A 13020-nucleotide genomic window follows, 5' to 3' on the forward strand; every position below is an offset into this window, starting at 1 on the left:
AGACGGCGATCAACACACCGAAACGGAGGTCGCCTGAAACACCCCGATCCACAGGTATTGACAATTGCTCTCCAGTGCGGCCACCGCCAGCGAGGACTTCATCCGTGAGTCGATGGAGTAGCCCACAATGCGGTTTGAGTACACGTCCTTGATAGCGCACAGGTAGAGCTTGCCCTCATCGGTGGGGTGCTCGGTGATGTCGGTCAGCCACACTTGGTTGGCGGCCTGGGCGCTGAACAGCCGCTCCACGAGGTCGTCATGCACCGGTGGTCCGGATCGACGATTCAGACCTCGTTTCTTGGCGAAGACCGACCAGATGCGCTCCTGGGAGCACAACCGCGCGACACGGTTTTCGCCGGCGGTGATCCCGCGGCCGGGCAGTTCGTCGGCGATGAACCGGTACCCGAAGGCAGGGTCATCGGCATGAATATCACGGGCAGCGTTGATCAGGTGCGCATCGTCCCAATCCCGCTGCGAGAGAGGTTCTTTGCGCCACTTGTAGAAAGCTTGGGTGGAAAACCCCAGAACCCGGCAGGTCACCGTGACGGGCACGCCGTCAGCGGCAAGGTCGAGGACCAGCGGGTACATCATTTTGGGTTGGCGTCCCGAGACAGGTATCCGACCGCGCGGCGCATCACCTCGGCTTCCTGTTCGAGAAGCTTGATCCGCTTGTGTGCTTCGCGCAGCTGCGCGGCCACGTCGTCCGCGGCGGCCGGCGACCCGGCTCGGTCAACACCGTCTTGGCGGTCAGCGATCTTGAGCCAGCGGTGCAGGCAGGCCTCCGAGATCCCGAAGTCTTTCGCGATCTGGCGCAACGGCGCCTCGCCCTTGCGGGCCACAGCGATGACGTCAGCACGGAACTCGGCAGGAAACGGTTTCGGCACGAGATTGATCCTTCCAGCAAGGACGAATCCTCACAGGTCAGGAGTCAACCAAACCGGGGGCAGTCCCTGATCCCCATCAGCCCATTCGGATGTGCGCACACTGACGCTTGTCTGCCAACCTCAATGAGATTCAATGGCAAAGTCGTACGCTGCCCGATCAAATGAGAAACCTGCCAGATCACATGAGACCGGACAGAGGATGAGCGTGATTCATCTGGTGAAAAAGGAGTACTTTACTGGTAACCCTCAGTATTCGATTCAGCCGTAATCCGGTGATTGTTGATATCGATAGGGTCGGCAGTTTCGGGATGGGCGGCTGGCAGCAGCTGTGATGGACTCACACTTGGCAAGCCCTTTGGGCTCTTGGTTAACCGTCCACGGAATGTTTGCTGGCGACTGTTTCGCGCCGCGCCCGTACATCCCATCTCGTCAAAAATCGATATGCGTGCAGCAGGGAACTTCTGCCACAATCTGCCGATGGCACAGTCCAGAGTGCGACTCCGCTCGGCGACCGCTGACGATCACGCTTTCGTCGTCGAGATGGCCCGCCATGCCTGCATTATCGAAGACTGGCCACTTCCTGACCCCGGTGACGGCGAAGTGCTCGAATTGCTCCCACCTGTTGGCATCGTGCCGATCCTTGCCGAGGATCACAGCGCGATCGCTATCGGTGCGGTGTGGACGTACCATAGCAATCCGCCATTGCGCACTGATGCGGCCGGGTCGCCATTGCCGGAACTCTGCATCGCTGTCGCACCAGGCTCGCGGGGAGCCGGCATCGGCGGCTTGCTTCTGGATGCACTGTTCGCCGAGCTTTCGCCACATGCAGAAGCAATGTGCACTAATGTCCATGTTCGCAATCCGGCCAAACATCTGTACGAGCGCAAGGGATTTCGCGTGGTGGGCCAAGGCAATGGACCCCTCGGCATCGCTATGATCAAAGATTTGCGATGAAGGGCCTACGCGTGGATGCCGCGTTCTCGTTGGTCTAGGTTCGGATTTTGCGCGATGATGCCATGTGTGCCGACTTTGATCCCGCCGGCGATATCCGCTGTCTCCTCATCCGTCGTTGTCGGTGGGCTCTATTGCGTTGCTCCGACCGTGGCGACTGTCTGACGCTCGCGCGGTCGTGGACGCCTTCAATGACCCCGAGATCCAACGCTGGCATGTGCGGCGCGCCGATTCTGAGGACGAAGCGCGCCAGTGGATTAGCGAGTGGCGTGACGGGTGGACTGCAGAGGCTCAGTTGAATTGGGCGCTGGTTGACCGCACCAGCGATTCATTGACCGGCCGTATTTCGCTCAAATGCGTGGATTTGCACGATGGTTCAGCTGAAGCGGCGTACTGGATGGCGCCAGCGTGGCGTGGACGAGGACTCTGTTCTCAAGCCCTTACTACTTTGTGTCAGTGGGCATTCCGTGAAGTCGGTTTCCAGCGGATTGGGTTGGAGCATTCGGTCGCCAACCTCGCCTCTTGTCGGGTTGCGGAGAAGGCCGGGTTTCGCGTGGAGGGCATCCGGCGGAGTGCTGCGTTGCACGCTGACGGCTGGCACGACATGCACGTGCATGCGCTTCTGGCCGGTGATACGCAGGACCGCCGGTGATGAGCGCTGCTTTCGGTCGAGTGGATGCGTTGGACTTCGTCGCGGCGCGGATTCCTGTCTTCGACGGTCAGCGTTGCCCGAGGATCGCGATCGACGGGCCCGACGGTGCCGGCAAGACCCATTTCGCGGACGCACTAGCCGAACTTCTACGAGACCGACAACGACCAGTCGTCCGAGTATCACTCGACGACTTTCACAACACCCGCGAGGTTCGGTACCGGCTGGGCCGTAGTTCGCCTGAGGGGTTCTGGTCAGACTCCTACAACTATCGCCAGTTCTATACCGATGTCCTTGTCCCGTTTCGGCCCGGCGGATCTCGGCGATACCGCACCGCCTGCCATGACGTCACCACTGACACGATTCTCATGCCGGAGCCGCAGCTGGCCGCCCCGGGCACAGTGCTCGTGGTGGACGGAATCTTCCTGCACCGCAACGAGCTTGCCACTAGCTGGGACCTATCCGTGTTCCTCGATGTTCCCTTCATCGAAACCGCACGAAGGATGGCCTTGCGAGATGGAAGTAACCCAGACCCGGACCATCCCACCATGCGGCGCTATGTTGAAGCGCAGCGCCGCTACTTCCGAGAATGCAAGCCTCAGGATCGAGCGACGATCCTGATCGCAAACAGCAACCACGAATCGCCAGTAGTACTCCGCGGGTAACCAAACGAACTGCGAGCACGCGCACCCCCCGCTGCCTTCAGAGGTGATCGGGGCCCAGTGGCTTGTCCACAGAACGGGCAAGGTGTTAGCAGTGTCGGCTCTCGACCAGATATCGAGTCCTACCGATCGAAAGGTATTTTAGACTGGTCTCGAGCTGCCTGTTCGCCGTGAGACAGTGGTGTCGTGGGGGATAGTGCGGGTGAAGGTACTCGCTCGGCTTTTGTTCGTTTTTGGGTGGCTGCGGCACTCAGTTCCATCGGGTCGGCGATCTCTGCGGTCGCGATGCCCGTCTTGGTCGTCCAGTTGCTCGGTGCCAGCCCATTCGAGGTTGGCGTGGTCAACGCCGCACAGTTTGTTCCGTACGCGGCCCTTGGACTTGTCGCCGGGGTGTATGTCGACCACTGGCGCCGCAAACCTGTGCTGGTGTGGGCCAGCGTGGGGCGTGCTCTGAGCCTGGGGCTGGTTCCAGTTCTGTGGTTGGCCGGCAGTCTGCAGATGTGGATGCTGGTCGTCGCGTTGCTGGCGTTCGGGGCGTTCTCGGTATTCGGGTTCGCCGCCACGCAATCATTGCTTCCCCGACTGGTACCGACGGGACAATTGGTTGCGGCGAACGCGCGTCTCGATCAGGCCGACGCTGCCGCCCAAACCCTCGGCCCGGCGATGGGCGGTGGACTCGTGGGCCTCTTGGGCGCTCCCGCGGCCATCGTCGTCGACGCGATCAGTTACCTCGTCGAGGCTGTGCTGATTGCGAGCGTCCATGCCCCCGAACCCCAACCAGAACCACGCTCGCGCCACCTCCGTCACGAGATCGGCGAAGGCCTGAAATGGACTTACCGCCACCGGACTCTCGGTCCGCTGGCAGTGTCGACACACATATGGTTCCTCGCCAACGGGGCAGCGATGACAGCGCTTTCCCTGCTGGCCCTGCGCTCCATGGGGTTCACCCCCTACGCATTCGGAATGCTATTGACGGTCTTCGGTGTCGCGAGTCTGATCGGGGCCTCGTTGGCACCGTCGACCGGTGACCGAATAGGGGTGGGACGGGTGATCATTCTGGCGCGCACCGCATACCCGATCACGTGGCTGCTCGTGGCCTGCGCCCCTGAATCCAGTTTGGGCGATGCAGTGATTTTCGTTGCGTTGGGATTCCAAGGGATCGCAGCCGGCATCGAGAATGCCAACGAGATGGGCTACTGGCAGACGCTTACACCGGACCGGCTGCTCGGGCGCGTGAACGCCACGAGGCGCTCCATTAATCAGACGATGGGCGCTTTGGGAGCGGTCCTGGGCGGCTTGTGCATCGGCGCCTTCGGTGAGCAATTCACGCTCGCTACCGCTGTCGCTGGTTTCGCGGTCGCAGCGGCCATTGCCGCGTCATCAGCGCTTCGAAGACACGGCAGCTAGGTGGAATACGTCTCACACCAATGCAAGTCGCGCCTCGGTGGGGTGATTCCGCTGTATTCGGTGCGATCGGTCTGTCTGCTGGATCGGCGCTCAGAGATGGGGTCGTGGAAGGCTCGTGGAGTCATCGATGGGTATCGGCGGCTTGGGTGCGGCTTGAGGTCGTTTACGGTGTCAGCTAGGAGATCGGGATTTCGGATTCATCGCCGTCCTCGACATCGTGAATTGTCGCGTTATCGTCCTCGCGTAAACGTCGAGCCCAGCGTTGATAGGCCGATTGCTGCGAGATACCCAGGGCCTCACCTATTTTCGCCCAAGATACGCCGGCCAGATGCGCCTGGAGCACTACGTCGGTGAGCTGCGTTTTGGCTGCTTTAGCTGTCGCGCGCGCCTGACCGAGGGCGTTCGTGGCCACCTGGACCGCGCCGCGGGCGTCGTCGAATGCGGCCGCCGCGGCTCCTAGTGACTCAATGTGGACGTCGTAGGGCCGAACCGGGGGATCGAGGTCGAACAACGTGGGCTCGGAGGTATCCGTGTCCGGTTCGTCTTTGTCGTCGGTGGGGCAAACCTGCGGAGAGTCGGTCGTCATGGTTCGTCCAGGTGGTGTTGTCGGAGTGTGCTTCCGATCGGTGGCGGATGCGTACTGCGCCCAGGTGTTGCCGGCTTCGGCGGCGTGTTTTTGGGTGACTTGGTCGCTGTAGCCGAGCATTTCGGCGACGACCGGTGGCGGTATTTGCGATACGAGTTCGCGAAGGGCTCTGTTGCGTGAGCCCAGCAACTCGATGCCGAGCCATCGAAGCCGATGCATGATTGATTGCGGGTCGAGGTGACGGCCAGCCCGGCTGCTGGGAAACAGCCAGGGCGTGGCGATGGCTCCGCCGGTGGTGCGTTGATTGGGCCGGTTGTAGAGGTGATGGTGCAGCTGGGAGGCGAACGGCTCGGGCACCGGGGTGGGTTCTTTGCCCAGCGCGATACGGGTCTCGGCGCCTACCCGGATGACAGCGGTGGTCTGCAGGCCGGCGATCTTCGTCAACGGCTGCGCGTAGAGCAGCAGCAGGATTCCAGCGATCCGGTAGGGAAGACTCTCGGAGTCGCCGGTGAGGAGTTCTTTGAGCCACGCGAGGCGCTGGTCTTGGGTGATGGTCGGGGATGTTCTGGCTTGTCGGTGCTCGATGGTGATTGAGGTGTTGATCTTGCTGCGTTTGGCCCAGACGAAGAACGTCCGGATCGAATGGCGGGTGGTCGGACCTGAGGCCAGGTATTCATCGACGTCCTGCTGGCTGCAGGTTGAAGCGGTGCGGTCGTGGGTCTGCTCGAGCCAGGTCAGGAATTTGATGGTTTCGGTGATCTCTTGTTGTGCTGCGCGTTTGGGTCCGTCGGTTCCTTGGCCGGGCTTGGACTCGCTGCGCAGGCGGCGCAGGTGGTGCCAGGTGGCGAACTGCTCCACGGGTCCTCGCACTGTCGGGGAGTCGATGGCGTCGAGTTTGGTGGCGAGCCAGCGTTCGAATCGTGCGAGGTGTTCGTCGCGTGGTGGGAGGAGGTGGTGGTGCACCAGCATGCTGCGTAGGTGTTCGATGTGTCGGCCCGGGCCGGCGGTGTCGAGGCCGTCGTGGGTGAGGGGTATTGCGCCGGAGGTGATTCCGCCGAGGAGCTGCAGTACCTGGATGTTGCGCTTCCAGGTGAGGATGCTTTCGGGCCGGTCGACGCCGCAGAGCACTTCGAGGAGGGTTTCCATGGCGGCCGGGTCGGCGGGATGGTGCAGCAGGATTTTGCACAGGTCGTCGCGTAGAGCGCATCGTGCGCATTCGCCGCGGCGGTGGATTTCGCCTTCGTGGCCGCAGGTGCGGCAGGCGTAATCGCCGGGGATGGCGGCGCAGGTCAGGCAGACCGGCCGTGGGTCGGTGCGGTTGAGGCGGCCGGGAAGGACGCCGTCGTGCCCGCAGTTGGGGCAGATGCCGTGGGTGCGCATCGCAGTGTAGAAGCAGCTGTGGCACAGCTGATCGCCGGGCCAGTAGACGCGCAGTGTGTTGGCCTTGCGATGGCAGCGGCTGCATTCGTAGTGACCGGTGGTGACGGGTGGGCGTCCGCGGCGCCTGGATCGTGGCTTGGGATTAATCGGGGCCATCGGTGATGACCCGCGCCCGCCGTGGCCGGACCGACTTGTTGAGTTCGACCACGTTCGGCGGCGGGGTAGCGGCTGCCCCGGATGCGGTCTTCCGGCGTCGGACGTCGGTGGCAGTGACGGTCACCAGGTCCTCCACGCCACAGCCGAGGATGTCGCATAGCGCGGCCATCAGTTGCAGCGAAACACGTTCGGGCCGTTGGTGGACAACACGGTAGACCTGGGGTCGGGAGAGCTGAATGCCACGTTCGGCCAGGCGGGGGATCAGGTCAGTGCTGTTGTGCATGCCATGCGCGGCCATGAGCTCGGCGAGGCGCCAGGTGTAGTCGACTTCGCGTTTCATGATGATTCTTCCCCGAAGGAGAGCGCATCTTTGACGGTCTGATCGAGCATGCGGCGCAGTGTGCGGGTGCGGTAGTCGCTGGATACACCGGTGTAGAGGGATGTGGTGCTGGCGACATCGTGGCCGGCCTGGTCTTGGACGAATTTGGCGTCCCAGCCGTCCTCTATGAGGTGGGTGATGTGCGAGCGGCGAAACGAATGCAGATCCAGTCCGGCCGGCAGATCCAGTTCGTCGCAGTAGCGCCGGAAGCGGCGCAGCAGGGTGGTCTCAGCGATCAGGCTGCCGCGCTCGCTGGGGAACAGGTCAATGCTGTCGTCGATATACGGTTGGCCGTGGGTGAGCCAGTCGGCGATGACTTCGGGTGTCCAGTCGAACACCGTGAACACGGTGCGCCGCTTCGGCGGTGAGCCTTTTTTGGCCTTGCCGTACCGGATCAGAACCGCGCCATAGCGCCCGAATTCGGCGGCGTGCGGATTGCGCGAGAAGTCGACGGTCTGCAGGTGTCGCAGTTCATTGAAGCGCAGCCCGTAGGAGTAGGCCACCTTGAACATCACCGAGTCGCGGTAAGCCGGCAGCCAGCCCTTCTTACGGGCATTGGCAATCAGGGACACTTGCTCGTCGGCATGATCGAAGAAGTCCTGCAGCTCCTTTTTGGTGAAGGGCCGCTTGAGCGGATTCTGCTCGTTGTCTTGGACGTGGGCAGCGGTGTTCCACTCGAAGAACACTTGCGCAGGGTGAGTGCCGAAGCGCTGCTCGCATACCCGATCCCAGCCGTAGTCCGGATCAGCGATGTACGAGCAGAACAACCGTAGGCCGTTCTGGTAGCCGCGCACGGTCGATTGCGCCCGGCCTTTGATGCCGCGCAGATCGGCGAAGAACTCTTCAACCATCGCCGGTGTCCAGGCCCAGGGGTACTCGTTGCAGTGGTCGATGAAGCGGCGCACCAGGGCGATGCGCTTGCTGATGGTCTCGTGGTCGAGGTTGCGGCACAGTTGCTGGTTGCGCCAGCCGTCGAGCATGTCCTCGACGGTTTGGGCCTCCGGATGCAGCAGCGGAACTGACCCGACCAGAACCACGCGACCGCTCTTGTCGACGGGCAATTCAGCCTCCCAGGACGTCTCATCTGATGCATCATTGAATCATCTAATGAATCATTACCACATCGCCGCAGGTAGGTCCATCGCAAAACGAACGTTCGCCGATGCGTGTCGCGGCGGCCAGCCGGAGAGGGGGTCATGCATACTCGTTCGCATCCACCGAAAACCCCTGGTGTCCAGGCTGTTTCATCCATGGGTACCGGGTCGGTAGGCGAGAGTCACACGATTGCTGCGTGATTCATCGGATGAAAATGCAGTGATTAGGTTGACGTAAGATACGTTATCGGCCTTTAAGGCATGCGAGTTTCATTTAGTGAAAGAACTTGCACCCCTGGACGACTGGCTCGATTGTCCTGGTTGTGACGGGTGTCGGTCGCCGCTGCAGCGCCCCTGATCGACCTTGGGTCTTGCGCAACGGGCCAGCTCGACGTAAGTTTCAATCACTTAATGATTGATTCGGATGTTAGGTGACGACGTTGCGAGCTTCAACGAGCGACCACTGGCATCCGGTCGGTGTGAGTTGTTTTGCGGCACCGCCCCCGCCACTGCGTGGACCGGGGTTATTGCGTCACAGTGACGAATTGCGTTCGAGGGCAAGACTATTCGGATCGCAACTCAAGTCGTCGCCAAGCCGGTTGCCGAGATCGTTCGACCATCGTCATGGCTGAGGAACTGCCCGGGTTCATTCCCCACATCCTGCGTGCCGACGATGTTTCGCTCCTGCGTGCCGATGAGACCGTGTTCAATGCGATGGTCGATGGCTGGCGGGCGCAGATGCTGGCCCGAGGCTTGGCCGTCGACACGATCATGACGCGCGGTCGACTGATTGCCCGGTTCGTTGAGTTCACCAACGAGTATCCGTGGCGGTGGCGCCCAATTGACGTGGACCAATTCCTGGCCGAATTCCGATCGCAGGAAAGACCGATTGCGCTATCTACGTTGCGGACCTACAGCAATACGATTTCGATGTTTTGCTCGTACGTCTGCGACAGTAGATACGGCTGGGTTGCATTCTGCGAGAAGCAGTTTGGCGATGTTCCGTCGCAGATATGCTTCGAGTGGAACACTCCGCAACACACAACCGATGATGCTGTTCCACCGGGCCGCCGAGCGTTCACCAAGGCCGAGTTGCAGCACCTATTTGACGTCGTAGATGATTTTGTCGACGAAGCGCACCGCACAGCGTCCAAGCGGTGGGTGACGGCCCTGCGGGATTCGATCGCATTCAAGGTCGGCTACGCCTATGGGCTGCGCCGCCGCGAACTGGTCATGCTGGACCTGACGGACTTCGGGCCCAACCCACACGTACCCCGCTTTGGAAACTACGGCGCGCTGACCGTGCGCTGGGCCAAAGGCACGAAAGGGTCCGGGCCACGTCGGCGGACGGTGCTCACATCGCCTGAATTCTCTTGGGTTGTCGAGCTTTTGGAATATTGGTGCAGCGAGGGACGCCAGCTGTTCGCCACCGCGGACCGCTCCCCCGCGCTGTGGCCCAGCGAGCGTGGTTCCAGATTGACGCTCGGTGCGCTGGGCCGCTCCTTCACCGCATTTCGCAAACGAGCCGGGCTGCCACCAGAATTGAGTCTGCACGCACTGCGGCACTCCTTCACCACCCACCTTCTGGAGGCTGGCTACGACCCACTGTTCGTGCAGGAACAGCTCGGGCACTCATTTGCATCGACCACCTCGCTGTACACCTCGGTGTCGTCAGACTTCAAACAAAAGACGATCCAACAGATGATCGCTCGACGCATCCGAATGGAGGAAGATCAGCCCGATGGCTGAACAGCGCCGCATCGGCTTCCACTGGCATCTGCGCCGGATGATGGCCGCCCACAACCTGTGGAAGTCCACCGAGCTGCGACCGCTGCTCAAATCGCGCGGAATCAACCTCTCCGACGCCCAGGTCTATCGCCTGGTTACCGGTGAACCCCAACGCATTCCGTCAAGGACGTTCGCTGCCCTGTGCGACATCTTCGACTGCACGCCCAACGACCTGTTCGAGCCGTACGTCGAGATGCAAGCCGCGAAAACTGCCAACGCACCACGGCCCAGTGACCTCGGCCTGAAACCGGGAAACCCCGTCGCCAAACGGATTCGGATCGTCCAGGACGACGATGGCCCGCCCGCGCAAACCTGACGACCCCGAGCGGTGGCCGGTGCCCTGCGACCGGTGCGGCGGGCACTACATGGTGGTCGCGAACTGGCCGGGCGAATCGGTCTGCGGGTATTGCTACCAGGCCGCCAAACGTGTCACCGGGATCTGCGCTTGCGGCCACCAGGGCGTTCTCCCCGGGATCATTGATGCTCGGCCCGCGTGCCGCCGATGCACCGGGATCACGCTCAACGTCGACTGCGTTGCCTGCGGGGACGAGGCCGAACTCTATAGCGGCGGCAAATGTCAACGCTGCGTCCTCGGCGAGACTGCTACTCGCTTCCTGACCAACCCCGACACCGGCGTGGTCGCCTCGCAGTTGCAGGTCATCATTGATGCGCTCACCGGAATGCAACGCCCCAATAGCGGCCTGACCTGGATCCGCCAACGCCATGTCGAACGCGTCCTGCGCGAACTTGCGTGCCATCCGACGCTCACCCATGAGCTTGTTGACCTGCTTCCGGCGGGCCGGACAACCAATTATGTTCGCGGCCTCCTCGTGGCTCATCAGTCGCTGCCGGCGCGCGACGAACGGTTAGCGCGGTTCCTGGGCTGGGCGGCGACCGCGCAACAGCGCATCCTGACGGACGAGCACCGCAAGGTGATTGCCCGTTTTATCCGCTGGGGCTTGGAAAGACGGCTCCGCTCGATGGACGCCGTCACCGACTCAGCATTTCTGCGCGCCAAGCAGACCACGACCGTGACGATCGAGTTCTGCAACTGGCTCACCACCGAACACGACACCTATGTCGAGAACGTCACCCAGGCGCACATTGACCTGTGGCAGTCCACCGGACCAACTACCCGGGAGCACATTCTGCGATTCGTCCGTTGGGCCATCAAAACCAAACTGATCCCCGCGGATCTCGAGGTGACCCCGCACCGGCGCGGTACCGCACCACGGCTACCGATCACCGAGCAGAACGCCGTTATCGAGCACGTCGTACATCAACAGACCCTGCATCCCCGTGACCGGTTCGCCGCGATCTTGATCATCGTTTTCGCTCAGCGCGTCGAGGATATCGCTGCCCTGACCTGGGAGCAGGTGACCATCACAGCGGACTCCGTGAGCGTCAACCTGGCTGGCATGCCCATCGATATCCCGCCGCCGCTCGATGAGCCCATCCGACTACTCGCGGCAGTCAACTACAACGGTCAAACTGCTGCACATCCCAACTCGCCCTGGGTATTTCGCGGGTATGGACCCGGAACTCACGTCACTCCGACGCACCTTCGTAACCATCTGCGACCTGTTCTCGCTGCCCTCGAAGCACGCCTTGGCACACTCAATGAACTCACCCAGACCACGCCAATCGCGATCCTGGCCGAAACACTCGGCTACAGCCCGCAGACACTCGAAGCCCACGCGAGAGCATCGGCATCAACATACGCCCGATACATTGCGACACGACTCGACTGACACCGGACAGGGGTCTGTCAACTTAACGGTGTAACTGGTTGTGGTGGTTCTACTTTCGTCCGGCGGACAGGCGTCCGTCGAAGGTGATGTCGAAGGCATTCAACGCTTCTTTCCAGCGGTTGGTCCACCGTTTGCGGCCACGTCCGGTGGGGTCGAGGCTCATGACCGCCAGGTACACGCACTTCAGCGCGGCGGCCTCGGTGGGAAAGTGGCCCCGCGCGTTGACCGCTCTACGGATCCGGGCATTTATGCTTTCAATGGCATTGGTCGTGCAGACCACGCTGCGAATACTGTTGTCGAACTGCAGGAACGGCACGAATTCGGCCCACGCGCCATCCCACAGCTTGGTGATCGCCGGGTACCGATCACCCCAAGTGTCGGTGAACGCCACGAACGCCTCCAACGCGGCCGATTCACTCGGCGCGGTGTAGATCGGTTTGAGGTCCTTGGCGATCGCCGGCCAGTGCCGCTTGGAGGCGTAGCTGAAGCTATTGCGCAGCAGATGCACGACGCACGTTTGGGTGATCGCCTGCGGCCACACGGTTTCGATCGCTGCGGGCAGGCCCTTGAGTCCATCGCAGACCACCATGCAGACGTCCTGGGTACCCCTATTCTTGATCTCGGACAAGACCCGGGCCCAGAACTTCGCCCCCTCCCCGTCGCCGTGCTCACCAGCCCACAACCCCAGGATGTCGCGGGTGCCCTCCACGGTCACCGCCAGCGCCAGGTAGATCGGCCGGTTCGCGACGTTGCCGTCGCGAATCTTGACGTTCACAGCGTCAATGAAGATCACCGGGTACACGGCATCCAAGGGACGGGACTGCCATTCCGCCATGCCCTCGATCACCCGGTCGGTGATCGTCGAGATGGTCTGCTTGGACACGCTCGCCCCGTACACCTCGCCCAGGTGCGCGCAGATCTCGCCGTGGGTTAATCCTCGGGCCGACAACGAGATCACCAGATCATCGAGCCCGGTCAGGCGCCGCTGACGCTTCTTGACCAGCTGTGGCTCGAAGGAACCATCCCGGTCGCGAGGCACCTCCAGCGCGACGGGTCCTGCTTCGGTCAACACGGTCTTGCCGCGACGGCCGTTGCGGGAATTGCCGCCGTCACGCCCGGTGGCGTCATGCTTGCCGTAGCCCAGGTGATCATCGAGCTCACCTTCGAGCGCGGACTCCACCACCCTTTTGGTCAACTGGGAGAGCAACCCGCCCTCACCGGTCAGCTGCAACCCCTCCGCGCGGGCCCGCGCGGCCAGCTGCGCCGAGCAATGATCAATACCTGTGGATGAGGCCCGAGGAGGCGGCCTGAAAGTGGGCGCACCTTCCCGAGG

10 protein-coding genes and 2 pseudogenes are annotated in these 13020 nt (G+C 62.1%); 7 read left to right on the forward strand and 5 right to left on the reverse strand.

Going from position 1 to position 13020, the window contains the following annotated elements:
* Nucleotides 1-69: 69 nt before the first annotated feature.
* Nucleotides 70-884, reverse strand: a pseudogene (locus AC4LGL_RS22980) (IS3 family transposase); the annotation flags it as partial.
* A 477-nt stretch (nt 885-1361) separates the two neighbouring features.
* Between AC4LGL_RS22980 and AC4LGL_RS22985 the strand changes: the two are divergent.
* From AC4LGL_RS22985 to AC4LGL_RS23000, 4 genes are all read left to right on the forward strand, one after another.
* Nucleotides 1362-1838: a GNAT family N-acetyltransferase gene (locus tag AC4LGL_RS22985; RefSeq protein ID WP_157835606.1), complete on the forward strand. Its 477-nt coding sequence runs from the start codon at nt 1362-1364 to the stop codon at nt 1836-1838.
* A 121-nt stretch (nt 1839-1959) separates the two neighbouring features.
* Nucleotides 1960-2487, forward strand: a complete 528-nt coding sequence (locus tag AC4LGL_RS22990) for a GNAT family N-acetyltransferase (RefSeq protein WP_225330065.1) — start codon at nt 1960-1962, stop codon at nt 2485-2487.
* Nucleotides 2487-3149: a nucleoside/nucleotide kinase family protein gene (locus tag AC4LGL_RS22995; RefSeq protein WP_043988409.1), complete on the forward strand. Its 663-nt coding sequence runs from the start codon at nt 2487-2489 to the stop codon at nt 3147-3149. The genes AC4LGL_RS22990 and AC4LGL_RS22995 overlap by 1 nt, the downstream gene beginning before the upstream one ends.
* A 183-nt stretch (nt 3150-3332) precedes the next feature.
* Nucleotides 3333-4553, forward strand: a complete 1221-nt coding sequence (locus tag AC4LGL_RS23000; protein WP_043988410.1) for an MFS transporter — start codon at nt 3333-3335, stop codon at nt 4551-4553.
* A 631-nt stretch (nt 4554-5184) separates the two neighbouring features.
* Here AC4LGL_RS23000 and AC4LGL_RS23005 read toward each other — a convergent pair.
* The 3 genes and pseudogenes from AC4LGL_RS23005 to AC4LGL_RS23015 form a co-directional block, all read right to left on the reverse strand.
* Nucleotides 5185-6519, reverse strand: a pseudogene (locus AC4LGL_RS23005) (site-specific integrase); the annotation flags it as partial.
* Nucleotides 6520-6661: 142 nt separating this feature from the next.
* Nucleotides 6662-7015, reverse strand: a complete 354-nt coding sequence (locus tag AC4LGL_RS23010) for a helix-turn-helix domain-containing protein (protein ID WP_043988411.1) — start codon at nt 7013-7015, stop codon at nt 6662-6664.
* Nucleotides 7012-8115: a tyrosine-type recombinase/integrase gene (locus AC4LGL_RS23015; RefSeq protein ID WP_232004317.1), complete on the reverse strand. Its 1104-nt coding sequence runs from the start codon at nt 8113-8115 to the stop codon at nt 7012-7014. Before AC4LGL_RS23015 ends, AC4LGL_RS23010 begins: the two co-directional genes overlap by 4 nt.
* Before the next feature lie 657 nt (nt 8116-8772).
* Here AC4LGL_RS23015 and AC4LGL_RS23020 point away from each other — a divergent pair.
* Genes AC4LGL_RS23020 through AC4LGL_RS23030 form a run of 3 tightly spaced genes read left to right on the forward strand, consistent with a single transcriptional unit; the run spans nt 8773 to nt 11687 of the window.
* Nucleotides 8773-9897 (forward strand): tyrosine-type recombinase/integrase, encoded by a 1125-nt coding sequence (locus tag AC4LGL_RS23020; RefSeq protein ID WP_071289710.1) that lies wholly within the window; start codon nt 8773-8775, stop codon nt 9895-9897.
* A complete protein-coding gene (locus tag AC4LGL_RS23025) occupies nt 9890-10252 on the forward strand; it encodes a helix-turn-helix domain-containing protein (protein ID WP_071289709.1) in 363 nt (120 codons plus the stop codon). The genes AC4LGL_RS23020 and AC4LGL_RS23025 overlap by 8 nt, the downstream gene beginning before the upstream one ends.
* The gene (locus AC4LGL_RS23030; RefSeq protein ID WP_071289708.1) at nt 10230-11687 is read left to right on the forward strand and encodes a site-specific integrase; all 1458 of its coding nucleotides are present in this window, start codon (nt 10230-10232) and stop codon (nt 11685-11687) included. Before AC4LGL_RS23025 ends, AC4LGL_RS23030 begins: the two co-directional genes overlap by 23 nt.
* Nucleotides 11688-11736: 49 nt before the next feature.
* Here AC4LGL_RS23030 and AC4LGL_RS23035 read toward each other — a convergent pair whose 3' ends face one another.
* Nucleotides 11737-12966: an IS256 family transposase gene (locus tag AC4LGL_RS23035; RefSeq protein ID WP_491840795.1), complete on the reverse strand. Its 1230-nt coding sequence runs from the start codon at nt 12964-12966 to the stop codon at nt 11737-11739.
* Between the last annotated feature and the right edge of the window lie 54 nt (nt 12967-13020).

This window comes from Mycolicibacterium arcueilense, from assembly GCF_058536225.1.